Source organism: Corallococcus sp. AS-1-12 (assembly GCF_020036995.1).
Classification (GTDB): Bacteria; Myxococcota; Myxococcia; order Myxococcales; family Myxococcaceae; genus Corallococcus.
Genome location: NZ_JAIQDD010000012.1, coordinates 25,516 through 49,041, shown reverse-complemented (window position 1 = coordinate 49,041; position 23,526 = coordinate 25,516). Strand labels below are relative to the sequence as shown.

Annotated in this window: 17 protein-coding genes; 10 read left to right on the top strand and 7 right to left on the bottom strand. The window is 69.8% G+C overall.

Annotated elements, in window-relative coordinates; translation table 11 throughout:
• Window positions 1-14: 14 nt before the first annotated feature.
• Window positions 15-1,010 carry a hypothetical protein gene (locus K8556_RS20375; RefSeq protein WP_223741744.1) on the bottom strand — a complete coding sequence of 332 codons (996 nt, stop codon included), beginning with the start codon at window positions 1,008-1,010 and terminating at the stop codon, window positions 15-17.
• Between the two features lie 243 nt (window positions 1,011-1,253).
• On the opposite strand from K8556_RS20375, the gene K8556_RS20370 reads away from it, so the two are divergent.
• Together K8556_RS20370 and K8556_RS20365 are read left to right on the top strand one after the other, a co-directional pair.
• A complete protein-coding gene (locus tag K8556_RS20370; protein ID WP_223741743.1) occupies window positions 1,254-2,078 on the top strand; it encodes a nucleotidyltransferase in 825 nt (274 codons plus the stop codon).
• Window positions 2,062-2,766: a metallophosphoesterase gene (locus K8556_RS20365; RefSeq protein ID WP_223741886.1), complete on the top strand. Its 705-nt coding sequence runs from the start codon at window positions 2,062-2,064 to the stop codon at window positions 2,764-2,766. Before K8556_RS20370 ends, K8556_RS20365 begins: the two co-directional genes overlap by 17 nt.
• Window positions 2,767-2,773: 7 nt before the next feature.
• Here K8556_RS20365 and K8556_RS20360 read toward each other — a convergent pair whose 3' ends face one another.
• From K8556_RS20360 to K8556_RS20345, 4 genes are read right to left on the bottom strand one after another with little or no spacing between them, the layout of a single operon-like run.
• Window positions 2,774-4,234, bottom strand: a complete 1,461-nt coding sequence (locus tag K8556_RS20360) for a DUF4340 domain-containing protein (protein WP_223741742.1) — start codon at window positions 4,232-4,234, stop codon at window positions 2,774-2,776.
• Window positions 4,231-5,784, bottom strand: a complete 1,554-nt coding sequence (locus tag K8556_RS20355; protein ID WP_223741885.1) for a GldG family protein — start codon at window positions 5,782-5,784, stop codon at window positions 4,231-4,233. The genes K8556_RS20360 and K8556_RS20355 overlap by 4 nt, the downstream gene beginning before the upstream one ends.
• A gap of 2 nt (window positions 5,785-5,786) precedes the next feature.
• Window positions 5,787-6,590 carry an ABC transporter permease gene (locus K8556_RS20350; protein WP_223741741.1) on the bottom strand — a complete coding sequence of 268 codons (804 nt, stop codon included), beginning with the start codon at window positions 6,588-6,590 and terminating at the stop codon, window positions 5,787-5,789.
• A 17-nt stretch (window positions 6,591-6,607) separates the two neighbouring features.
• A complete protein-coding gene (locus K8556_RS20345) occupies window positions 6,608-7,351 on the bottom strand; it encodes an ABC transporter ATP-binding protein (protein ID WP_223741740.1) in 744 nt (247 codons plus the stop codon).
• Between the two features lie 42 nt (window positions 7,352-7,393).
• Here K8556_RS20345 and K8556_RS20340 point away from each other — a divergent pair, with 42 nt between their 5' ends.
• Both K8556_RS20340 and K8556_RS20335 read left to right on the top strand, forming a co-directional pair.
• Window positions 7,394-8,587, top strand: coding sequence for an aspartate kinase (locus tag K8556_RS20340; protein ID WP_223741739.1), 1,194 nt, complete (start codon window positions 7,394-7,396; stop codon window positions 8,585-8,587).
• A 164-nt stretch (window positions 8,588-8,751) separates the two neighbouring features.
• Window positions 8,752-11,337 (top strand): N,N-dimethylformamidase beta subunit family domain-containing protein, encoded by a 2,586-nt coding sequence (locus K8556_RS20335; RefSeq protein ID WP_223741738.1) that lies wholly within the window; start codon window positions 8,752-8,754, stop codon window positions 11,335-11,337.
• Here K8556_RS20335 and K8556_RS20330 read toward each other — a convergent pair whose 3' ends face one another.
• Together K8556_RS20330 and K8556_RS20325 are read right to left on the bottom strand one after the other, a co-directional pair.
• A complete protein-coding gene (locus K8556_RS20330; protein ID WP_223741737.1) occupies window positions 11,338-12,279 on the bottom strand; it encodes an ATP-binding protein in 942 nt (313 codons plus the stop codon).
• 80 nt (window positions 12,280-12,359) lie between these two features.
• Entirely contained in the window at window positions 12,360-13,013 is a 654-nt protein-coding gene (locus tag K8556_RS20325) for a hypothetical protein (RefSeq protein ID WP_223741736.1), read from the bottom strand.
• Between the two features lie 294 nt (window positions 13,014-13,307).
• On the opposite strand from K8556_RS20325, the gene K8556_RS20320 reads away from it, so the two are divergent.
• From K8556_RS20320 to K8556_RS20295, 6 genes are all read left to right on the top strand, one after another.
• A complete protein-coding gene (locus K8556_RS20320) occupies window positions 13,308-16,901 on the top strand; it encodes a tetratricopeptide repeat protein (RefSeq protein WP_223741735.1) in 3,594 nt (1,197 codons plus the stop codon).
• Window positions 16,901-18,340 (top strand): adventurous gliding motility TPR repeat lipoprotein GltE, encoded by a 1,440-nt coding sequence (gltE, locus tag K8556_RS20315; protein ID WP_223741734.1) that lies wholly within the window; start codon window positions 16,901-16,903, stop codon window positions 18,338-18,340. The genes K8556_RS20320 and gltE overlap by 1 nt, the downstream gene beginning before the upstream one ends.
• A 142-nt stretch (window positions 18,341-18,482) precedes the next feature.
• On the top strand, window positions 18,483-18,749 hold the full coding sequence (gene cglF / locus K8556_RS20310; RefSeq protein ID WP_223741733.1) for an adventurous gliding motility protein CglF: 267 nt from the start codon (window positions 18,483-18,485) through the stop codon (window positions 18,747-18,749).
• An 85-nt stretch (window positions 18,750-18,834) separates the two neighbouring features.
• Window positions 18,835-20,814 carry an adventurous gliding motility protein GltG gene (gene gltG, locus K8556_RS20305; RefSeq protein WP_223741732.1) on the top strand — a complete coding sequence of 660 codons (1,980 nt, stop codon included), beginning with the start codon at window positions 18,835-18,837 and terminating at the stop codon, window positions 20,812-20,814.
• A gap of 114 nt (window positions 20,815-20,928) precedes the next feature.
• Complete coding sequence (gene cglE, locus K8556_RS20300; protein ID WP_223741731.1) at window positions 20,929-21,567, top strand: adventurous gliding motility protein CglE; 639 nt, start codon at window positions 20,929-20,931, stop codon at window positions 21,565-21,567.
• A gap of 198 nt (window positions 21,568-21,765) precedes the next feature.
• Window positions 21,766-23,499 carry a DEAD/DEAH box helicase gene (locus tag K8556_RS20295; protein ID WP_223741730.1) on the top strand — a complete coding sequence of 578 codons (1,734 nt, stop codon included), beginning with the start codon at window positions 21,766-21,768 and terminating at the stop codon, window positions 23,497-23,499.
• Window positions 23,500-23,526 lie beyond the last annotated feature (27 nt).

Below are 23,526 nucleotides of genomic sequence, written 5' to 3'. Positions count from 1 at the left end.
TACCGCGACACGGCTCACAGCGACGAGTACGCCGCCGCCGTGAACCCGCCGCAGGAGGTCCCTTCCTCCCCGTAGCCCTGGCGCGGGTCCAGGCTGACGCGGAAGTAGGTGCTGAGGAAGTGCGCGTCCCAGCACTCGTTCACCGTCGCCTCGCCCATCAGGTCGCCGCCCGACACCTTGACGTCCGAGCGCCCCGCCCCCGACGCCGTCCAGCGGCTCTTGATGCTCAGCTTCTCCTTCTTCAGGCGCGTCAGGTCTCCCAGGTCGATGTTCTTGTACGTCACGAAGTCGAAGTCGCCCCCCGCCGTGGGCGACGCCTGGAAGTGGTACTTCGCGTCCACGCGCTGGCCGGCGTCCTCCTCGTCACGCACCTGGTGGAAGTCCGCGTCCACCGTCACTTGCGACGTGGCGCTGGCGCGCGCGTAGCGGATGTCCGCCGTGCCCAGGTTGTCATCCGCGCCCGGCAGGGTGAACGCCGCGTCCCAGTCGATGAGCAGCTCTCCGGAGCCGAAGCCCCGCATGCGCTCTCCGTCCGCGTTCACTTCCACCGTCTGCGTGCCGGACAGCACCGCCCGGAACGCGCTGTCCTCCTCCGCCTTCGGCTTGCCCTCCAGCACCCAGGAGAACGACGCATCCCCCGACTTCGTCACCGTCAGGCGCCACGTCGTGAGCTCCATCGGGCCCGTGCTCGGTCCCCACACGGCCTTGTCCGCTTCCAGCGTCGTCGGCGGGTACTTGGTGATCTGCTCGATGAGGTTCAGCACCCAGAGCGTGCCGCCGTTCACCACCACCGTGGCCGCCACGGTGGCCTTGAAATAGTCAGCCGTCTGACCCTGGATGGCCGCCACGGACGGGCCCTCGGCCGTCAATCCCTGGCCGTTCTGCTTCGGCGCGTTCACCTCCATCATCTCCTTGGAGGGCAGGCCGTCCCGGAACGTCGCCTCGTCGGGCTGGCCCGCGTCGCAACCGGCGAACAACAGGGAGGCACACAGCAGGCTCTTGCGGAACATGGTCGGGGGTCCTTTCAGGGCCCGTCTCGTGCGGGCCGTGCGGCGGTGAACTCGCCCCTATGGACACAGGCCGGCCGAAAAACAGAAAAGGCGCTCGCTCAAGGCTGAAAAGGACAGTGAAACCAAGCGCTTGGCGTCTGGCTGCCTGCTCTCCGGGCACCCGCGCCCGCCTGCCCGACGGTTGAAATGGGCCATCCCTACCTTTCGCCCATGGAAAAACGACACCCGAACCATCCCGGGGAGATGGGTACGGACGCCACGCTGGCCGAGCGGGAGCGTGCGCCGGACGAGATCAACGCCCGCGCCAGAGCCGTCGGTCTGCTCCATGAGGCCGGGGTGCCGTTCGTGGTGGGGGGGGCGTACGCCTACGCCACCTATACCGGCATCTACCGCGACACCAAGGACCTGGACCTGTTCCCGCGCAAGCAGGACGCCATCCGCGCCCTGGACGTGCTGGAGAAGGATGGCTGGCGCACGGAACGGCCCGACGAGGTCTGGCTCTACAAGGCCTACAAGGGTGACTACTTCGTCGACTTCATCTTCTCCTCCGGCAACGGCGTGGCGACGGTGGACGACGAGTGGTTCACCAACGCCAGGAAGGCCACCATCTTCGGCTACGAGTGCCTCATCGCGCCGGCCGAGGAGATGATCTGGTCCAAGGCCTTCGTCACCGAGCGCGAGCGCTATGACGGCGCGGACATCAACCACCTCATCCTCAAGGCGGGGCGGGAGATGGACTGGGACCGCATCCTCCGGCGCTTCGACCGCTACTGGGAGGTGCTGCTCAGCCACCTGATGATGTTCCGCTTCGCGTACCCCAGCGAGCGCGACATCGTGCCCAACTACGTGATGACGGAGCTGATGAGCCGCACGCTCCAGACGGTGCGCGACGGCAGTTGGGACGAGAAGCTGTGCCGGGGCAACCTGGTGTCCAAGGTGAACTACCACGTGGACATCCACCACTGGGGCTTTGGGGACGGCAGGGCGTGGGACGAACAGGACAGACCCGAGGGGGGGAGCCGTGGCGCGAGATCCGAGCTCGAAGATTCGGCTGGCAGCGGTCGGTGACCTGCACTGCCGCGAGGACCAGCACGGGCGCTTCCGTCAGCTCGTCAAACAGGTGAATGCCTCCGCGGACGTGCTGCTCCTGTGCGGGGATTTGACGGACCGCGGGATGATTGAAGAAGGCAAGGTGCTGGCCGAGGAGCTCTCGGCCTTGCGCGTCCCGTGCGCCGCGGTGCTGGGCAATCACGACTACGAGCACGGGCAGGTGAAGGACATCTGCGCGGAGCTCTCCAAGGTCGGCGTGCACATCCTCGACGGGGACCACTTCATCTTCGAGAAGGTGCTGGGCGTCGCGGGGGTGAAGGGCTTCGGGGGCGGCTTCGGCAACGCGACGTTGCAGGCGTTCGGCGAGGGCCAGACGAAGTCCTTCGTGCAGGAGGCCGTCACGGAGTCGCTCAAGCTGGAGGCCGCGCTCAGTCACCTGGATACGCCCAAGAAGGTCGTGATCATGCACTACGCCCCCATCCCGGAGACGCTGGAGGGGGAGAACATCGAGATCCGTCCCTTCCTGGGGACGAGCCGCCTGTCGATGCCCATCGACCACTACGGCGCGGCCTACGTCTTCCACGGCCACGCGCACCACGGCGCGCTCGAGGGGAAGACGAAGAGCGGCATCCCGGTGTTCAACGTCGCCATGCCGCTGCTCACCCGGTTCACGCCCGAGCAGCGCTTCGCCCTGATGGAGGTGTAGCGCGGGTTCAGGGCGCGGGAGCCCCGCCGTCCGGAGCTTCGGGCGGCGCCTCCTGGAGGTCCGCGGCGCGCGTGGGCAGGTCCGCCACCGCGCCCATGGACACCTCCACCAGGTCCGGCCCGGAGCCCCGGGCGTAGAGCCGGTCCTCCGTGTCCGGCACGGCGTCACCCAGCCACAGCCGCGCCAGCTCGCGTCCGTCCGCGTCGCGCAGCACGACGCCCCGGGACGCGTCGCTGATGCCGTAGCGCTCCCAGTGCTTCACCTTCGCCTCGCCGAACGCGGCGGCCTTCAGCGCCTCCAGCCGGCCCAGCAGCTTCACCACGCGGAAGTGCAGCGCGCGTCCACCGCCAGGGCCCTCCACCTGCCACGCATCGCCGCTGCCCGCGCCGCGCGTCACCGCCACGGGCGCGGCCTTGCCGCCGGGGAGGAACTCCAGGCGCCGCACGTCGTCGCGCGGGAACGACAGCACCCGCCGGTCCCTCAACTCCTGCACGCCCACGTCCAGCGTCGTCAGCGCGCGGGGCTCCACCTCCGCCAGCGTGGACCGGGAGCCCTGTTCGCGCAGCGCATGGACGACGGTCGCGCCGTCGCGGGTCACCTGCGCCAGCCGGACGCGGATGGGCTCACCGGAGGCCGGCACGAAGCGCGCGTCCACGACGGGCGTGTCCAGCCCCAGGGCCTTGCGCAGGGCTGCGGTGTCTTGCGGGAAGGACAGGGCCTGCTGGCCCTCGAAGGCCTTGAGCAGGTCCGTCAGCCGGCTGGCGTTCGCGCGGGTGGGCTCCGGCTTCTCCATCCGCCACGACTTGCCGTCCGCCTCGCGCGTCAGCGTGTACGCGTGGTCCTTCGCCTTCACTTCGATGGACTGGAGCGACGCGAGGTCCAGCGGGCCCAGGAACTCCTTGGCGCGCAGCTCGAAGGGGCCCTTGTCCAGCGAGTACCGCACGGCGCCGTCGGCCGCGTACACGGTCGCGTCGCCTTCACGGCGCACGTAGACGGAGCCATCGAAGGGGTTCTCATCGCCACCGGCCAGCGTCACGGTGCGCTGGCGGGACGGATCCGCCGCGCCTTCTCCGTTGGCATCCGGCAGGAAGGCCCGCGCCGTGACGGTGAACGACGGGGACGTGAGCCCGTACTTCCTCAGGTCCGCGTCCGTCGGCGAGGCGTTCACCGTGGCCTTGAACTTCGCCGAGGTGAGCTGCTGCACCAGGGCCTCCACCGCGTACGGATCCGCCTTCGCCTCCACGGGAGAGACGAGCCGCCAGCCCTCTGGCGTCCGCGCCAGCTCCGTGGTGGCGCCGCGGGCCTTCACCGTCAGGTGCGTGAAGACGGGCGCCGGGGCCGGAGCCGCGCCACGCCGTGGCTCGGCGGGCTCCGTCGCGAAGAGCTTCGGCGGGGCAGGGGGCTTCTCCGCGTCGCGCGAGCAGCCCAGCGCCAGCAACCCCAGCATCACGGCGGTGCAGGTCCTCACCGGTTCCTCCGAGACAGCCAGACCGCGAGCCCCACGCCCAGCAGCGACAGGGGCAGCAGGTCGGTGGACACGAAGCGCAGGGTCCGCATCTGGTCCGCGCTAAGCTCCAGGGTGGACGTCTCCCGGTCCGGAGGCCGCAGGGTGACCTTCTCCGCCTGATGGGACGCCCAGCCCAGGGCGTTCATCACCAGGTTGCGGTTCGCCTCGTAGCCCCAGTTCGGATCCAGCAGCAGCTCCGAGTCCCCCACGGCCACCAGCCGCGCCTCGTCGTAGCGCTTGTGCTCCGCCGCGCGCGTGTCCCGGGACGCGGCGGCCACCAGCGTGAGCTGCCCCATCTTCTCGCCGCTGGAGGGCGTGGTGTCCTCCAGGGGGCGCGACTCCACCCACGCATAGGGGGAGCTCAGCAGCACGGGCTCCACCGTCACGCCGGGCAGCAGGAAGCCCTCGCGGACGAGCGTGAAGCTGCGCGGCGTGGGGAGCTGGATGTTGAAGCCGCGCTCCTGCAACGGACGCGTGATGGGGTGCTTGCCGTAGAAGTTCGACACCAGGACGAACGGGTTGCCCGAGTTGAATTGCGGATCCGCCGCCACGCCGTCGTCCACCTGCACGCCGTAGTCCGCGAGGAACAGGCCCAGCCCGTCGTCCGTGTTCGCGTCGGTGAAGTAGAGCAGCCGGCCGCCTTCACCCAGGTAGGTGCGCAGCGCCGCCACCTCCGGCGCCGTGTACGCCTGCTTCGCGCCCGCGATGATCAACAGGCCCGCGTCGCGAGGCACCTCCTGACGGCCCAGGAGGTTGAGCGGCTCGGGGCGGTAGCCCTCGCGCAGCAACTGGCGCCGCAGCTCCGTCAGCCCCTCACCCGGCGTCTCCATGGACCACTCGCCGTGGCCTTCGAGGACGTACACCTTCTGCTCGCCCGTCGCGCTCAACTGGAGCAGGGCGTTGGTCAGCTCCTGCTCGGCGGGGACGGGCAGGGTGGTGTGGGGCGCGGCGTCGCCTTCTCCGCGGGAGACCACGACCAGGGTCTGCCCGTCCTTGAGCTGGTACTTCGCGGCCAGGGACGGGTCGCGGCGCGGATCCACGAAGGCGTAGTCGAAGGACTCTGGCGCCGCCTCGTGGTAGCGCCGGAACAGCTCCTCCAGCTCCCCATAGGACGGATGCGTGGGCGGGATGAGCGCCAGCGCGTGCGCCTTCTCCTTCAGCCCCGCCAGCGTCTGCACCGTCTGCGGCGCGAGCGAGAAGATGCGCGCCTGCGTCAAGTCCCACCGCCGGTTCTCGCGGAACGCGAGCACGTTGAGCGCCACCAGCGCGCCCAGCACCGCCAGCGTGGTGAGCACGGAGGACGCGAGGAACCGCCCCGTGCGGCGCGTGCCCGCGCGCCCCAGCTCCTGCCGGTGCGTGACGACGTAGGCCGCGAGCATCGCCGCGCCCAGCACCGCCTTGCCCGCGGCGAGCGCCACGCTGCCGGAGGTGAGGAACAGCGTGAAGGGGCTGGACGCGAGCAGCAGCAGGCCGAAGGCCCCCAGCACCCGGGAGACGTGGGTCGCTCTCATGGTCATGCGTAGCGCTGCGCTTCCACCGCGCGGTGGGTGAGCAGCAGCGAGAAGAGGATGACGGACGCGAAGAACACCAGCGCCTGCACCTCCAGGACGCCCTGGATCATCCCCTGCAACTGCGTGTCGAAGGACAGGTAGTTCAGGAACGAGCGCAGCGGCTCCGCGGTGGACTGGGCCACGCCCCGCAGGAGCATCCACGGCAGCAGCACGGAGAAGGTGAGGAACGCCGCCAGCATCTGGCTCTCCGTCAGCGCGGAGATGAACAGCCCCACCGCCATGCACGTCGCGCCCCACAGCAGCACCGCGCCGTAGCCCAGCAGCACCGTGGGCCACTCCAGCGCGGAGCCCGACGGGCCCGTGCCCACCACGGACAGCAGCACCGGGAACACCAGCGTCAGCCCCAGCGTGACGAAGATGAGGCCCAGGCCGCCCAGGTACTTGCCCAGCACGATGTCCACCGGCCGCACCGGCGTCGTGAGCAGCAGCGCGAACGTCTTCTGGCGCTTCTCCTCCGCGAACAGCCGCATGGACAGGAAGGGCGCGACGAAGAGCGTGAGGATCAACACCACGCCCCACAACTGCACCACCACGCCGTCCGTGAGGTTGCGGTAGACGATGGAGTCCGGCGGCAGCTTGCTCCAGCCGTGCTCGCGCGCCAGGGACTGCACCTGCTGGAACTGCTCCAGCAGGCTGACGAAGAAGAACGACGAGAGCGCCGCCATCGCCGTGAACACGGCGTAGGCCCACGGGGTGGTGAAGGCGACGGCCAGCTCCTTGCGGGCAATGGCCAGGGCAGTGCGCATGCGCTTGGGGGTCCTGTTCAGGCGGCGGTCAGCTTGATGAAGACTTCTTCCAACGACGCGTGCTCGGCCTGTCCGTGGGCCTTCGCCAACCGGTCGATGGCGTCATGGGCCACCACGCGGCCCTGGTGGAGGATGAGGACCTTCTCGCACGTCACCGTGACCTCCGGGAGGATGTGCGTGGACAACAACACCGTGTGCTTCCCGGAGAGGCCGCGGATCAACGCGCGCAGGTCCGCGCGCTGCGCGGGGTCCAGGCCTTCGGTGGGCTCGTCCAGGATGAGCACCGGCGGCGAACCGATGAGCGCCTGCGCGATGCCCACGCGCTGCTGGTAGCCCTTGGACAGGTTCTGGAGCACGCGGCCCATCACGTCGCTCACCCCGGTGAGCCCCGCCACCCGCTCCACCTCCGCCTTCACCGCGCGGCCGGGCACCTGCTTGAGCGCCGCGACGAACGCCAGGTAGCCGTGCACCGTCAGCTCCGGGTACAAGGGCGGCGTCTCCGGCAGGTAGCCGATGCGCCGTTTGACCTCCATGGGGTGCGTGGCCACGTCGAAGCCCGCCACCCTGGCGCTGCCCTCGGAGGGGGGCAGGAAGCCGGTGAGGATCTTCATCGTGGTGGACTTGCCCGCGCCGTTGGGGCCCAGGAAGCCCAGCAGCTCCCCCTCACCGACCGTGAAGGACAGGTCCTCGATGGCCACGCGATCGCGGTAGCGCCGGGTGAGGTTGCGCACCTCGATGATGGGCTTCTCGGTGATTGGCATGCGCGGGGGCGAACTCTACACTGCCCGGGAAGCGAGGCGTGGATGCCAATCGTGGTGCAGAAGTACGGCGGCTCATCGGTCGCTGACGCGGAGAAGCTCGGCAAGGTCGCTCGGCGCGTGAAGCAGAAGCGGGACGCGGGCTATCAGGTGGTCGTCGTCGTGAGCGCCATGGGCGACACCACGGATGACCTGCTGTCGCTGGCCAAGAGCGTGTCCCAGGACCCGCCCCGGCGCGAACTGGACATGCTCCTCACCTGTGGCGAGCGCATCTCCATGGCGCTCCTGTCCATGGCGCTCCAGGAGCAGGGCGTCCCGGCCATCAGCTTCACCGGCAGCCAGAGCGGCATCATCACCAACGACGCCCACGCCCAGGCGCGCATCGTGGAGGTGCGGCCCTACCGCATCCAGGACGAGCTCGCGCACGGCAAGGTCGTCATCGTCGCGGGCTACCAGGGCGTCTCCTACAAGAAGGAGGTGACGACGCTGGGGCGCGGCGGCTCGGACACCACCGCGGTCGCGCTGGCGGCGGCGCTGGACGCGGAGGCGTGCGAAATCTACTCGGACGTGGACGGCGTCTTCAGCGCGGACCCGCGCGTGGTGCCGGACGCGCGCAAGCTGGAGTCGCTGAGCTACGACGAGATGCAGGAGCTGGCGAGCGCCGGCGCCAAGGTGCTCAACGCCCAGGCCGTGGAGTGGGCCAAGGCGCGCGGCATCACCATCCTCGCGCGCACCGCGCACGGCCAGGGCACCGGCACCAGCGTGCAGGAGCTCGCCGTGCCCACCGACAGCCGCGTGAAGGGCGTGACGGCGGACGCGGAGATGGCCGTGCTCGTCGCGCACGCCAGCGTGCCCCTCCAGGAGCTGCTGGAGTTCCTGGACGCGCGCGCCGTCCGAGGCCGCACGCTCGCCCATGACGGGCTGCCGGGCGCGCCGGGGCGCACGTACCTCGCGGTGCCGCTCGCGGACATCCACGGCCCGGAGGCCCTCCGGCGCGAGCTGGCCACGCGCTTCGGCGCGGGCGTGGACTGGCAGGACGGCTGGGGCACGGTCACCTGTGTGGGCGTGGGCCTCAACGCGGACTGGGTGCCGCTGCGCAAGGCCCTCTCCGCCGCGGAAGCCCTGTCCGCCCGGGTCCATGCGGTGAGCACCTCGCCTCTTCAGGTGACCCTCCTGGTGGACAAGGCGCACCTGAAGACCCTCACGGCCCGGTTGCACCGCGAACTGCTCGGTAGCTGACACGCTCCTCGCCCTCGCAACCCGCGTTGATCCGAGGATTTACGTGCTGTCCCTGGGGACGACCCGACATCCGCTGTCGAACTTCCTTTCCCAATAGGGGCAGGGTGCTTCCCTCTGAGAACCTGATGCCTACCCTCTCCCCCTGAATACCTTGGAGGGGCGGCATGGCTCACGGGCGGCGCTGGATGGGACTGGGGGTGGTGCTGGCGCTCCTGGTGACGGGGGCCTCGGGCTGCAAGGACGCGGGTCCGGCGCCTGGCACGCCTCCCCCGGGGGACCGCCATGATGATCCGCCGCTGAGCAACGACGACGCGGGCGTCATCGGTCCGGACGGCGGCATCGTCGTCCCCGAATATGACGCGGGCATTCCGGACGACGAGCCGGACGCGGGCACGCTGCCCGATGGCGGCAGCGCGCTGCCCGAGCGCGACCCGGACGCCGTCCACAAGGAGAACCAGAAGAAGGGCACCACGGGCTGGCGCATCGACAAGAACGCCAACAGCCGTGAAATCGAAGGCTACCCGCTCAAGGCCACCCTGACGCAGGGCGAGTCGCTGCGCGTGGCGGTGTCCCTGTCCGAGGAGCGCAAGTTCAGTTGGTTCGTCTACCGCCTGGGCTACTACGGCGGCGCCGGGGCCCGCGAGCTGGCGCGCGGCGGCCCGGTGCAGGGCACGCGGCAGGCGGACTGCCCGGCGGATCCGTCCACGGGCGTCATCGCCTGCGCCTGGTCTCCGACGCTGGAGATCCCCATCGGCGAGGACTGGGTGCGCGGCGTGTACGTGGTGAAGCTCGTGCGTGACGACCGCCCGGCGCGCTACGTGCCCTTCTTCGTGCGGGACGCCAACCCGCGCGCGGAGGTCGCGGTGCTCATCCCCACCTCGAACTGGGCGGCGTACAACACCTGGGGCGGCACCAGCCTCTACGATGATCAGAAGGGCGTGATGAAGGCGCACGGCGTCTCACGCGCCTTCCAGTCCTCCTATGACCGGCCCTACTACCGGGGCCAGGGCTCCGGGCACCTGATGACGGACGACCTGAGCCTGGTGACGTGGCTGGAGTCGCAAGACCTGGACGTGGGCTACTTCACCGACGAGGACATGGACGAAAGCTACGACTTCCTGCGTGGCGCGAAGGTGTTCGTCATGTCCGGCCACGACGAGTACTGGTCCTCCAAGCAGCGCGACCACGCGGACCGCGCGCTGTCGGAAGGGCGGTCCATCATCAACCTGGGCGCGAACAACGCGTACTGGCAGGTGCGGATGGATCCCTCCGCGGACGGCCGGCCGCGCCGCGTCGTCACCTGTTACAAGGGCGCGGCCGAGGACCCGTACAAGGACCAGCGCAGGACCGTGAAGTTCCGCGACCTGCCCGCGCCCCGTCCGGAGAACGCGCTGCTGGGCGTGCAGTTCGCCGCGCGCTGGCACCAGTGGCCCTTCCCGACCGTCATCACCAACCCGGACCACTGGGCCTTCAGCGGCACGGGCCTGAAGTCCGGTGACACGCTGTGGATGGCGAACGGCTATGAGGTGGATCAACTGGTGTCCAACGGCCGCCAGCCCTCCAACGTGGAGGTGCTCGCGGAGTCCCCCGCGCTGTCGCTCCAGGGCGGCTTCGGCTTCGCGCACATGGTGGTGCGCAAGCAGGGGGACGCGTACGTCTTCTCCTCGGGCGGCATCGACTTCGTGCAGAAGCTGGCCGGGGTGGGGGACCGCGTGGCGGATCCTCGCGCGGGCCGCATCGTGGCCAACGTGCTCTACAAGGCGCTGGGCCGGAAGCTGCCGGGCGACCTGGTGAAGTTCCAGCCCCCGGCGGCGCCCTCACCCATGGGGCCCTTCGCCGCGTCCGTGACGACGGTGGCGGGGCAGCCCGGCAAGCGCTGCCACGCGGGCGCCAAGGTGGCGCCGGATGAGCTGGGCGCGCCGCTCGCGGTCGCCGTGCTGCCGGACGGCGGCTGGGCGGTGGCGGACTCGCTGGGCAACACGGTGAAGCGCGTGTCGCCGGACGGGAAGATCCGCACGGTGCTCACCAACCTCGCGGGCCCCATGGGCATCGCCGCGGACGCGCTGGGCAACCTCTACGTGTCCGACACCGAGAACGCGCTCATCCGCCGCATCTCCCCGGAGGGCAAGGCGGAGGTGTTCGCGGGCACCACGTGGGGCTATCTGGATGGCCCCGCGCTGTCCGCGGCCTTCAACCAGCCGGCGGGCCTGGCCCTCACCCCGGACGGCACGGGGCTGCTCGTGGCGGACCTGAACAACAGCGTCATCCGCCGCATCGACATGGTGACGCCCGGCCACCCGGTGACGACGCTCCAGGGGGACTGGCTCTACCGTCCCTCCGCCGTGGCCCAGGCCGCGGACGGCACCACCTACGTGGTGGAGAGCGGCATGGCGCGCGTGGTGCGCGTGCGCGACGGCGTCACCACCGTGGTGGCGGGCTCCACGCCCGGCTTCCGCGACGGAGACCCGAAGGAGGGCCAGATGCTGCCGTACCTGGGACTGGCGCTGCTGCAGGACGGCTCGCTCGCCATCTCCGACCCCGGCAACTACCGCGTGCGCCGGCTGACCTTCAACGCGTCCGGCGAGCCGGAGAAGCTGACCACGCTCGCGGGCAGCGGCCGCTATGGCGCGGACGACGGCACCGGCAGGGAGGCCCAGTTGGTGCTGCCCGCCGGGCTCGCGGTGGGGCCGGATGGCACCCTCTACGTGGCGGACGCGGGCAACTCGCTGGTGCGCGCCATCCAGCGCTGACTACCGGCCCGGGTTGCGCATGCCGCCCATGGGCGGCGGCGCGTCCATCTCCTGCCGCGTGCGCCGCCGGTCCGGGGTGTCGCGCGGCAGCTCCACGAAGGTGCACATCTCGCAGAGGCGGCTGTAGATGCGCTCGCCCACGCGCTCGCGCAGCAGCTCCGCGTCCTTCATGGCGGAGCGGGCGTCGTCCGTGGTGCGGTAGCCCGAAGGCGCGCTGCTCCGCGCGCCCTTGCGCTCCGGCTCCAGCGAGTAGTTCGTGGCGAAGAGCGTGGTGCGCCCCGCGTTGTAGCGCCGGGCGATCAGCTCATCGAGCGTCTCCATCTCGAAGGGACTGCCGCGCCCCTTGCCCAGCTCGTCGATGGCGAGCACCTCCACCTCCGACAGGGGCCCGATGATCTCCCCGCCGCTCTTGCCGTCCTGGAAGCCGCGCCGGATGGTCGCGTAGAGGAGGGAGATCTCGACGTAGCGGGACTTCACGCCCATCTCCAGCACCAGGTGCCCGAGCGTCGCGGCCATGAGGTGCGTCTTGCCCGTGCCCACAGGCCCGCTCAGCACGAAGCCCTTGTTCGTCGCGCCCTTCACGTACTGATTGGCGAAGTGCATCGCCACGCCGCGGCCGCGGTCCTGCGCCTCGTTGAAGGGCCGGTAGTTGTCGAACGACGCGTGCGCCATGACGCCCGGCATCTGCACGTCGTTGTAGAGCGCCACCCGCGTGCGCCGGAGCGTGCACACGCACGGCTCCAGGACCTCATACGTCCGGGGGCCCACCTTCGCGCTGAAGGTGCCTTCCTTCTCCACCAGCCTGTGCCCGCGTCCACCGCACATCGGGCAGTCCACCGAGCACGGACACACCCGCGCGGTCGCGAGCTCTCCGCGCCGCTCGATGAGGTACGTCCGCCCACCGCACTGCCCACACGCCTCGCCGTTCGCCTTGGCAGCCATCGCGCCCAGCCATAACACCGTCCCCCTTGGCCGTCAGCACGCTGAACCTTCGTTCAGGCGCCCGGAAGGGGGACAACCCTTCAGGTCTCCTTCATGTCCAGCCGCCGTCTGACGGCCGCCTGGAGCCGGAAGCGCCGGGCCACCCGCCGCGCGCGGGCCGTCATCAACTGTTGTTCACCGGTGCGCGCATCCCGCCACACCGTGCGTCGCTCCGCGAAGGGCAGGGCGCGCAAAAGCGCCAGCAGCGCCCACGCCTCCTGCTGATCCATGGCCGCGGGCTCGCGCGGCACGCACGCGAGCACCGTGTCCAGCAGCCGGTGCACCCGCGGCGCCAGCGCGGCCTCTCGCTCCGTCAGCGCCCGCAGCGCCGCGCACAGCCGCGCGTGCCGGACCTCCTCCCACGAACGGGCAGGGCGCTTCTTCGAGGACGCCGGAGGGGCTTCTTCGCCCTGGCCCGCGGACAGGTCGCGGTACTTGCGGATCTCCGTCTCCACCTGGCGCCGGCACGCGCGCAGCGAGCGCAGCACCGGCTCGCCGGGCCGCGCGTCCCACAGCGCCTTCTCCGCCGAACGCGAGATGCCCCGCGCCACGACCTCGAAGGGCACGCCCTCCCGCGCCCACGCGGTGACGAGCTCGGTGTCCAGCGCGGACAACATCAGGCCCGCGCCGCGCACCGCGAGGAAGTAGTCCTGCACCAGCTCCTCGAAGCTGGCGCTCTCCGGCAGAAGACTCATGATCCGACAACCACTCCAGGCAGGGCGGCCAGACGAACAGCCGCCAGCCTCCCATACCTGTTGGGGCCTGCCGTGCAACCTTCCTGTCGCTGTCCGGAAGGGTGTTGGCGCACAGCGAAATTGAAGTTTTCCCGCTTGCTATCCGACGGACCGGACGTCCCGTCGTCTGAGTTGACCCGCCTTGCGCAAACCGCGCATAGTACGGGTCCCCTCATGGAAATTCCCGAAGATTCCCGGACACTTGCCAAGCAAGCAGGCGTCCGTGGACGCCGGTTCCCCGCTCCTAGGAAGACCATGCGCCGCTCGCTACTCGTTTGCCTCGTTCTCCTGACTTCCATGGCTTCGGCCCAGGAGAAGAAAGCACTGCGCGACGCTGACCTGGGCAAGAAGTCCACCACCACCGTGGACAAGTCCCTCGCAGGCGACATCACGCGCCCGAAGGAAGCCCAGCAGGCCGCTCCCGCGCTTCAATATGATCAGTTCCGCCTGGGCGTGGAGGTGCAGGTCGCCTCCAAGCGCCGCGAACAGATCGAATCGCTGAGGAAGATCATCTCGCTGTCTCCTGATCAGAAGGAGGCCCCCAGCCTGCTGTTCCGCCTGGGCGAGCTCTACTGGGAGGAGTCGAAGTTCTTCTTCTTCGAGGCCAACCGGAAGGACGACGAGCTCATCGTCGCCATGAACCGCAACGACGCCGCGGGCCAGCAGAAGGCCAAGGCGGAGAAGGCGGAGCTGATGGCGAAGGTGAAGGAGAACGGCAAGTACGCCGTCGAGCAGTACACGAAGATCGTCCAGGAGTACCCGAAGTTCGAGCGCACGGACGAGGTGCTCTTCTTCCTCGGCCAGTACCTGATGGAGGACGGCCAGGACAAGAAGGCGCTCGTCGCGTTCAAGCGCCTGATTGAGAAGTACCCGCAGTCCAAGTACATCCCGGACGCGTACTTCGCCTTCGGCGAGTACTACTTCAACAACTCCAAGGGCAAGCGCCCGGAGCTGGAGAAGGCGCTCGCGGCCTACAAGAAGGCGGCGGAGTACCCGGAGAACCAAGTCTACGCCTTCGCCCTCTACAAGCAGGGCTGGTGCTACTTCAACATGGGCGAGTACGAGTCCGCGAAGGACAAGTACAAGACCGTGGTCCTCTACGGCGAGCTGGCCGGCGCCGGCGCCGTGGAGAAGGACGGCAAGGCCAAGGCGAAGGGCTCGCTGGTGCGTGAAGCGCGCGGCGACTACGTGCGCGCCTTCGCCCGCGAGGGTGACGTCACGCAGGCCCGCGCGGACTTCGGCAAGGTCGCCACCAATCCGGAAGACCGCTTCGCGATGATGAAGCAGCTCGCGAACCTGTACTACGGCGACGGCAAGGACCGCGAAGCGGCCATCACCTTCAACGCGCTGATCAAGGAGAAGCCGCTGTCTCCGGAGGCCCCCGGCTTCCAGGGCAAGATCGTCGACTGCATCCTGCGCATGGGCAACAAGGAGCGCACCGTGGCCCAGGTGCGCCGGCTCGTGAAGATCATGAAGGACGTCGAGTCCTCCGGCGTCATCAAGGACGACAAGGACAAGAAGGCGCTCGCGGAGGCGAAGGAGCTGTCCGAGCGCACGCTCTCCAACCTCGCCGTCACCTGGCACAACGAGGGCAAGAAGACGCGCAGCGAGGAGACCTTCAAGTACGCGGACGCCGTGTACAGCGACTACCTCACGCTCTTCCCGGAGAACCCCAAGGCGTACGACCTGCGCTTCTTCTGGGCGGAGCTCCTCAACGACAACCTCCAGAACTTCGAGAAGGCCGCCGCCAACTACACGCTCGTCGTCCTCCAGGACGCCAAGGTGCTGGAGGCCAAGGACGACAAGGGCAAGCCCAAGCCGGGCAAGCCGGGCAAGTGGCTGACCAACGCCTCCTACAACGCCGTGCTCGCCTATGACGAAGTCGTCAAGGCGGCGGAGGCGCGCGGCGAGGCGAAGAGCGAGTCCGCCGGGACGGACATCCAGAAGAAGATCGCCATCCCCACGCTGAAGAAGTCGCTGCTCGACGCGTGCGAGCGCTACCTCAAGTACGTCCCCAAGGGCGACAAGCGCGTGGAGATCGCCTTCAAGGCGGCGAACATCTACTACCGCCACAACCACTTCGACGAAGCGGTGCTGCGCTTCTCCGAGATCGCGCTCGGCTACCCCGAGTACAAGTTCGAGGACGGGCAGCGCGCGGCGGAGATCGCCGCCAACCTCATCCTGGACTCGTACAACCTGCTGGGCGACTTCGCGAAGGTCAACGAGTGGGCCCGCCGCTTCTACGCCAACGACAAGCTGGCCACCGGCAAGTTCCGCGACGACCTGGCGAAGCTGATTGAGCAGTCGTCGTTCAAGCTGGTCAGCCAGCTCGAGGAGAAGAAGGAGTTCTCCAAGGCGGCCGAGGCGTACCTGAACTTCGTCCACGACTTCCCGCAGACGGAGATCGCGGACCTGGCGCTCTACAACGCGTCCGTCGACTACTACAAGGCGAAGAGCCTGGATAAGGCCATCGAGGTCCGCAAGCGCCTGTTCGCGGAGTACCCCCGGTCCAAGTACGTGCCGGACTCCATCTACGCGAACGCGGAGGCGCTGGAGGCCATCGGTGACTTCGAGGAGGCCGCGGGCACCTACGAGCTCTACGTGCGCGGCTACGAGCGCAACCTGAACGAGAAGGGCGGCGCCCCGGCGGCGAAGGCCCGGGCGAAGAGCAAGGCCAAGGGCCGCGCGAAGCAGGCCTCCAACGACGACGCGCCCGCGAAGCCCGCGGTGGTGCAGAAGTGGGACGAGTCCAAGGCGCAGATCGCCCTGTTCAACGCGGCCACCTACCGCGAGGGCCTGGGCCAGCTCAAGGCCGCGCTCAAGAACCGCGAGCACTACATCGAGCTGTGGCCCAAGTCGAAGGACGCCGAGGCCGCCTTCCTGTCCGTCGTGGACCTGCACGTGAAGCAGGGCGCGTACATGAAGGCCATCAAGCTGCTGGAGGAGTACGAGCGCGACAACATGCGCTCCCAGAGCAAGTTCCTCATGGCCGAGGGCCGCATCGTCGACATCTACGCGAAGATGAAGAAGACGAACGACGTGCGCCGCATGAACAAGCGCATCTTCGAGTACTTCGACCAGCTTCCCCGCCGTCAGCAGACCGCGCTGGAGAAGCCCGCGCTGGCCGCCGCCGCGCAGGCGAACCTGCTGGCCATCGAGCCGGACTGGAACGAGTTCCGCCGCCTGAAGCTGTACTGGGGCGTGCCGCCGTCGCCGGAGCGCTTCAAGGGCTCGCTGGCCGACAAGGGCCGCGCGCTGGAGGTCGTGCAGAAGAAGTACGTGCAGACCGTGGCCCTGGGCGCCCCGGAGCCGGCCATCTGCGCGCTGCAGCGCATCGGCCTCGCGTATGATCACATGGCGGAGCTGGTGGTGAACGCGCCCATGCCGCGCGGCCTGGACGAGGAGTCGCAGCAGGCCCTGCGCGACGAGTTCGCCAACCAGGCCCAGCCGCTCAAGGACAAGGCCACGGAGGCCTTCTCCAGCGCGGTGGCCAAGAGCCGCGAGCTGGGCGTGTTCAACGACTGCGCCGCGGCGAGCCTGAAGATCCTCCGCACCACCTACGCGCCGGACCGCTACCCGGAGGTGCTGGAGGAGAAGCTGGCGCTGAAGAACAAGGAGCTGGTGCTGGGCGGCGACCTGCTGGCCGCCGTGCAGGACATCCCGCCCCCGGTCACCAAGGTGGAACCGGAGAAGCAGGCCAAGAGCGAGGCGCTCAACGAGGACCTGTCCGCGCTGACGAACGCGCTTCGCCAGCAGACCGAGTCCGAGGTCGCCAAGCCCGCCGCCGCGTCCAAGGACGGCGCCCCCAAGAAGACCGTTGATGATCAGGAGCCGGAGGACTTCCTCTAATGAATCGCCGCATGCACCCGTTCCGCCCCCTCCTGCTGGCCACGCTGGCGCTGACCGCCGTCGGTTGCTCCACCACGCAGACCAACACCCCGGCGGCTGCCGCCAAGCCGGCGGCAGCCCCCACGGGCCCGGTGTCCATCTCCAACCGCGCCATGCTGCTGTTCGATGACGCGGTGAAGTCCTTCGACGCGCAGAAGAAGGCGAAGGCCTTCGACTACCCGTCGCTGGAGCGCAAGTTCAAGGCCGCCCTGGAGGCGGACCAGAACCTGGCGGAGGCCGAGTACAACCTGGGCGTCATCGCCGAGCGCATGGGCAAGCCCGACGAGGCCAAGGCCCGCTACGCGGCCGCGCTCACCAAGAAGCCGTCCCTGCGGCAGGCGTCCGACAACCTGGCCATCATGAAGCAGAACGGCGGCGACGTGGCCGGCGCCGTGGCGCTCTACCAGGACGTGCTCACGCGCTACCCGGACGACGCGGGCTCGCGCGCGCGGCTCGCGGAGATCTACCGGCAGAACAACGACCACGACAAGGCGATGGAGCTGTCTCGCGCCGCGCTCATGCGCGACCCGATGAACACCAACGCCCTCAAGGTGATGATCCGCAGCTACCTGGACCGCAAGCAACTGGCCATGGCGAAGCTCGTCGCGCTGCGCGCGGTGAAGCTGGACAGCACGGATCCGGAGCTGCACCAGGCCGTGGGCCTCATCCTCCTGAAGGAGGGCGACGCGGAGGGCGCGCGCCTGCAGTTCAAGAGCGCCCTGGAGGCGAAGGCGGACTACGTGCCCGCGCACGTGGAGCTGGCCCAGCTCGCGCTCGCCGCGGAGGACTTCCCCGGCGCGGAGGAGCACCTGCGCCGCATCCTGCAGGCGGACGGCAAGAACGCCGCCGCGCACGTGGACCTGGGCATCGCGCTCAAGGGCCAGGGCCAGTACGACAAGGCCATGCAGGAGTACGACGAGGCGGAGAAGCTCAACCCCGAACTGGGCGCCACGTACCTCAACCGCGGCATCATCCTGCACAAGGTGAAGGACGCCCCCGAGCGCGCCGTGGAGCTCTACAAGAAGTACGTCGCGCTGGCCGGCGGCGAGGTCGCGCTCAACGCCGAAGCGCCCGTCTTCGGGCTCCTGCGCGAGGCGGAGAGCATCGTGCAGGCCAAGCGCGAGGCGCAGGCCGCCGAGGCCCAGGCGAAGCAGATGGAGGCGCTCCAGGCCCAGCAGCAGGCCGCGATGAAGGCGGAAGAGGCCAAGCAGAAGGGCCAGACGCCTCCGGGTGGAGCGACGCCCGCGTCCGGCACCGGCACCGCCCCGCAGGCCACTCCGGCCTCCGCCACGGGCGCGCAGCAGCCGGCCGCCACCCCGGCGGGTGGCGCGCAGACGGCCCCTGCCCAGAAGAATGCAGCACCGGCGGACTCCGACGAGCCGACGGACGACCTGCTGTGATGTGGGAGACGCCCGCCAGTGGCTTCACGCTGGCGGCGCGGCTCGGGAAGATGCGAACCTTGTGAGCCCCTCGCTTTTCCAGGCGGGGGCCCACCATGCGGAAACACCAGTGGGCCTTGGGAAGGCCCCACGTGGAGGCAGGATGCGGAAGTGGCTGATGCTGTGCGTGACGCTGTCGGTGGCCCCGGCCTTCGCCCAGGACGAGGGCGGCAAGGCGCAGGGTGAGGGTGGTGGCGCCAGGATGCAGAAGACGACCAGCGTCGACTTCGAGGACGACACCATCGAGGGTGACCTCACGAAGCCGGACGGCGAGTACGTCGAGGCGCGCAAGACCGTGAAGCACTCCAACCTCATCCGCATCCGCGAAGACTTCGAGGACAAGGTGATGCAGTCCGTGGGCGAGCTGTAATCCCCCCACCACGGATTGAACCGGCGGCGGGAACCTTCCGCCGGCACCGTTGTCCAAGAGCGCCAAAGCCTACCGGGAGCCCTCCATGGCCGTACCCCTGACACTCAAGGTCTTCAAGGGCGACACGCTGGTCGCCTCCAAGGACTACGAGCGCGACATCATCAAGATTGGTCGTCTCTCCTCCGCGCACCTGTGCCTGGAGGACGACAAGGTCAGCCGCATCCACTCCGTCATCGAGGTCGCCGCCGACGGCTCCATGTCCATCATCGACATGGGCAGCGTCGAGGGCACCTACGTCAACGGAAAGCGCGTCAACAAGGGGCAGGTCTCCTTCGGTGACGAGGTCCGCGTGGGTGGCACCACCATCCGCCTGGAGAACCCGGCCGCTGTCGCCGCGGTGAACCTGGCCGCCGCCGTCGCGCAGGCGGACGCGCCCACGGACAAGAACCCCACCGTCGCGCCGGTGGCCCCCGCCGCCGCCATCGCGCAGGCCGTGTCCGCGCCTGTCGCCGCGCCCGCCCCCGTGGCCGCGGCGCCCGCGCCCGCCGCGCCGGTGGCCCCCGCCGCCGCGCTGGACGCGTCCGTCGCGCCCACGCAGAAGAACGCCGTGGCGCCCGCGCGGGCCCCCAAGGCCCCCGTGGCGGACGACGACGCGCACGAGGAGCAGGACGCCGCGCCGCGCGTGCGCACCGTGCGCAAGACGAAGTCCAACGGCCCGCAGGGCGTGTCGCTGCGCCTGCTCTGGGGCGACCAGCGCGTGGGCGAGTTCTTCGTGCCCCCCGGCGCCAAGAAGGCCTTCACGGTGGGCAGCGCCAAGGGCGTGGACTTCGTGATGGGCGACGCCAAGCTGGGCGGCCCCACGTTCGAGGTGCTGCGCACGGACGGTCAGTCCTTCACCGTGCGCTTCGCGCGCAAGATGAAGGGCGAGCTCACCCGCAAGGGCGAGACGCTGGACCTGGAAGCGGTGATGGAGTCCGGCAAGGCCTCCCAGGACGGCGACGCCTACGGCCTCACGCTGGAAGCGGACGACTTCGTCTGGGTGGACCTGGGCGGCCTCACGCTGGAGGCGCAGTTCCAGCCGGTGCCCAAGCGCGTCGTCGTGCCCATGGGCGAGAACATCGACTACACGGCGCTCAACATCTTCCTGGTGATGTTCTTCATCGGCACCGCGTTCGTCATCCACTCCATGAACCAGACGGGGGAGGGGGACGAGTACGCGGATGAGCTCGCGGGCAACGACGCGCGCATCGCGAAGCTGATCATCAAGCCTCCGGAGACCCAGAAGAACAAGTTCCTGGAGAAGCTGAACCAGCAGAAGGAGAAGAAGTCGGGCGAGATGGCCCAGAAGCAGCGCGGCGACGAAGGTCAGATGGGCAAGAAGGACGCGCCCAAGACCAACAACCGCACCGCGCCCAAGGGCGACCCGAACAAGAAGGACGAGGCGCGCGCGCTCACCGCGAAGATCTTCGGCGGCGGCAAGGGCGGCATCTCCACCATCTTCGGCAAGGCGGGCCTGGGCGGCGAGCTCAAGAGCGCCATGGGCAACATGTTCGGCGCCAAGGCGGGCGACGCGGGCGGCTTCGGCGGCATGGGGCTTCGCGGCAGCGGCGGCGGTGGCGGCGGCACCGGTGACAGCATCGGCATCGGCGGCATCGGCACCAAGGGCCGTGGCGGCGGCAGCGGCAGCTACGGCACCGGCGTGGGGACGCTCGGCGGCAAGCAGAGCGTGGACGTGGGCATCACCTCGTCGGATCCGGAGGTGATGGGCTCGCTGGACAAAGAGCTCATCCGCCAGGTCATCCAGCGCAACCGCGGGCAGATCCGCTACTGCTACGAGAGCCTGCTCAACCGCTTCCCCAAGCTGGGCGGCAAGGTCTCCGTGAAGTTCGTCATCAGCGCCAACGGCTCGGTGGCCACGTCCAACGTCGCGCAGTCCACGGCGGGCAACTCGGACCTGGAGACGTGCGTGGCCGGCCGCGTGCGCACCTGGAAGTTCCCGGAGCCCAAGGGTGGAGGCTCCGTGATCGTCACCTACCCGTTCATCTTCAAGCAGGCCGGTGACTGACGTAGAATCAACACATCCGTCGTTCGCGCGGGCGGCCCTGTTCCCAGGGCTGCCCGCTTCTTCACTTCAACCTCCCGCCCCCGCGGGAGGCCTGCCCCCCACCAGGCTGCCTCCATGCAGAAAGTCCTTGCTCCTCTTGCCCTGAGCGCCGCGCTCCTCCTTCCCGCGATGGCGGGCGCCCAGGACACCCCCAGCGCCGGTTCCGCGATGCAGGACCGGCCCGCGGTGACCTTCAACGAGGTCGAGCGCGGTGTGTACTTCGGCGTGTACGGCGGTCCCTCGTGGATCACCAACCCGCCTGCGGACTCCGGCCCGCGGCCCTTCTCCTCCGGCCAGATGGCCCAGGTGGAGCTGGGCGTGGACCTGGGCGAGCGCCTGTCCCTGGGCGTCTTCTTCATGGGCTCCGCCAACCGCGCGGGCGCGGAATACGTCGGCTACTCGCAGGGCGCCGCGTCCGGTGACTTCACCATGCTGGTGCCCGGCGCCGTGCTGCGCGCCCGCCTGGTGGGCTTCGCCGACAGCCAGGAGGTCAAGCGCACCTGGATCTACGCCCGCGCCGGCGCGGGCTACGCGATGTTCTCTCCCAAGAAGCTCCTCCCCGAATCCGACATTCTTGTGTTTGCCGGGCCCGGAGTGGAGTACTACACGCGGCTGCGCCACTTCTCGGTGGGGCTGGAGGTCATGGGGAACTACCTCGCCTCCAAGGGCGCCTTCGGGTTCGCGGTGGCGCCCAACATTCGCTACGCGTTCTAGCGGGAGATTCACGTGGCTCAGGAGAATGGAAGCGGTGGATCGCGTCCGGGTGGACGCGGTCCGAACGGGGGCGCGCCGGGCCAGGGGCCCCGTCGTGACGGACCGGGAGGCTTCGGCGGTCGTGGCGGTCCTGGCGGTGGCCGGGGTGAAGGGCGCGGCCGGGGTGAAGGCCGTGGCCGTGATCGCGACGCCGGCCCGGTGGGGCCCGGCCAGCGGGTCATCGCCGAGCTGAGCGTCCTGGAGAAGGCGCTCTCGAAGAACGACTTCGCGGCGGAGAAGGGGCCGCTGGAGGCCATCGTCCGCTCGCTGCGGACCATGAACCTCAAGTCGCTCGAGGACCTGGACCTCAACACGCGCGGCCGCCTCATCACCACGCTCCTGCGCGTGCAGCGTCAGTCCAAGCCGCCCCAGCCGGAGGCCGGTGCGGAAGCCGCGGCGCCGGAGGCGGGTGCGTCGACTGAAGCCGCGCCCGCGGAGGCTCCGGCCGCCGAGGGTGCAGCTCCCGCCGAGGGTGCAGCTCCCGCCGAGGGCGCTGCTCCGGCCGAGGGAGGCGCGCCCGCCGAGGCCGCCCCCGCGAAGCCGGCGGTGGACCCCGCGAAGGAGAAGTTCGACGGCTGGGTGGACGTGATGTCGCTGGTGGGCCGCGTCTGGCGCGCCGCGGGCGACGCGGACCGTTCCCAGGCGGCCTTCGCGCTGAGCGGCCGCGAGCCGACGCCGGAGCCCTCGGCCCCGGCCCGCGAGGAGCGCGCCGAGCGTCCTCCGCGCGGCGACCGTCCGGAGCGCGGCGAGCGCCGGGACCGGGGTGAGCGCGGTGAGCGTCCTCCCCGTGGCGAGCGTCCGGAGCGCGGCGCGGCCGGTGAGCGGCGCGAGCGTCCTCCCCGGGGCGAGCGCCCCGAGCGTGGCGAGCGTCCTGCCCGCGGTGAGCGCCCCGAGCGCGCGCCGATGCCGGAGCTGACGGGCGACTGGAAGGAACAGGCGACCCAACTGGAAGGCATGGGCCGCACGCGCGACGCGGCGCGCATGCACGAGCGCAACAACAGCTTCGCGGAGGCCACCCGGCTGTTCGAGGCGGGCGGTGACCTGAAGAGCGCACTGCGCACGGCGCTGTCCGGCCAGGACAACGACGCGGCCCGTCGCCTCGTGGGCACGCTGCCCGCGGAGCAGATCGGCCCCACGCTGGAGAAGGCCGGCGCGTACGAGCTGCTCATGGAGCACTACGTCGCCAAGGCCGACTTCGAGAACGTCGCCCGCCTCTACGAGCGCGCGCGGCAGTTCGACCAGGCGGCCCTCGCGTACGAGCGCGCGAACAAGCTGACCCTGGCGCGCAAGGCGTACGAGCGCGCCCGGGACCTGGCCAGCGCCAACCGCATCCGGGGCCTGGAGGTGAAGGCCCTGGTGGAGCGCGGCGACCGTCTGGGCGCGGCGACCCTGCTGGTGGCCGTGGGCCAGCGGCGCGAGGCGGTGGAGGTGCTGAGCCCCCTGCCTCCTCCCAAGGCGTTCCACTTCATGCAGCGGCTCACCCTGGAGGACGAGGCCAAGGAGCTCGCGCAGCGCGAGCTGGCCCGCGCCGAACAGGAGCAGAAGCCCGCCGGCCGCGCCCGGTGGCTGGAGCTGCTGGGCGACATCACCGCCGCCGCGGAGACGTGGACGCAGGCGGGCCGCAAGGACAAGGCGCTGCCTCTCTACGAGAAGCTCGGTGGGGAGCACCTGCCCCGCGCCGCGCAGCTCGCGGAGGAGCTGCAGCAGCGTGACAAGGCCATCGCCCTGTACACGCAGCTCAACGACAGCGCCGGTCTGGAGCGCGCGAAGGCCCTCCCCGAGGCCCCCGCGACGCCCCCCGCGGACAGCAAGGCGGACGCCGCTGACGACGCTGAATCCGCGGCGTCACCGGCGGAAAATGCTTCCTCGGCTGGCGAGCAAGAAAGCCAATAATTCCCGCCGGTTGACGGGTTTTGCATG

What these genes read in the sequence shown, in the direction of transcription:
- K8556_RS20345 (WP_223741740.1), bottom strand. Translation starts at nt 7,351, where the DNA reads ATGCCAATCACCGAGAAGCCCATCATCGAGGTGCGCAACCTCACCCGG.
- K8556_RS20375 (WP_223741744.1), bottom strand. Translation starts at nt 1,010, where the DNA reads ATGTTCCGCAAGAGCCTGCTGTGTGCCTCCCTGTTGTTCGCCGGTTGC.
- gltG (WP_223741732.1), top strand. Translation starts at nt 18,835, where the DNA reads ATGGCCGTACCCCTGACACTCAAGGTCTTCAAGGGCGACACGCTGGTC.
- K8556_RS20355 (WP_223741885.1), bottom strand. Translation starts at nt 5,784, where the DNA reads ATGAGAGCGACCCACGTCTCCCGGGTGCTGGGGGCCTTCGGCCTGCTG.
- K8556_RS20350 (WP_223741741.1), bottom strand. Translation starts at nt 6,590, where the DNA reads ATGCGCACTGCCCTGGCCATTGCCCGCAAGGAGCTGGCCGTCGCCTTC.
- cglE (WP_223741731.1), top strand. Translation starts at nt 20,929, where the DNA reads ATGCAGAAAGTCCTTGCTCCTCTTGCCCTGAGCGCCGCGCTCCTCCTT.
- K8556_RS20325 (WP_223741736.1), bottom strand. Translation starts at nt 13,013, where the DNA reads ATGAGTCTTCTGCCGGAGAGCGCCAGCTTCGAGGAGCTGGTGCAGGAC.
- K8556_RS20330 (WP_223741737.1), bottom strand. Translation starts at nt 12,279, where the DNA reads ATGGCTGCCAAGGCGAACGGCGAGGCGTGTGGGCAGTGCGGTGGGCGG.
- gltE (WP_223741734.1), top strand. Translation starts at nt 16,901, where the DNA reads ATGAATCGCCGCATGCACCCGTTCCGCCCCCTCCTGCTGGCCACGCTG.
- K8556_RS20335 (WP_223741738.1), top strand. Translation starts at nt 8,752, where the DNA reads ATGGCTCACGGGCGGCGCTGGATGGGACTGGGGGTGGTGCTGGCGCTC.
- K8556_RS20340 (WP_223741739.1), top strand. Translation starts at nt 7,394, where the DNA reads ATGCCAATCGTGGTGCAGAAGTACGGCGGCTCATCGGTCGCTGACGCG.
- K8556_RS20320 (WP_223741735.1), top strand. Translation starts at nt 13,308, where the DNA reads ATGCGCCGCTCGCTACTCGTTTGCCTCGTTCTCCTGACTTCCATGGCT.
- cglF (WP_223741733.1), top strand. Translation starts at nt 18,483, where the DNA reads ATGCGGAAGTGGCTGATGCTGTGCGTGACGCTGTCGGTGGCCCCGGCC.
- K8556_RS20370 (WP_223741743.1), top strand. Translation starts at nt 1,254, where the DNA reads ATGGGTACGGACGCCACGCTGGCCGAGCGGGAGCGTGCGCCGGACGAG.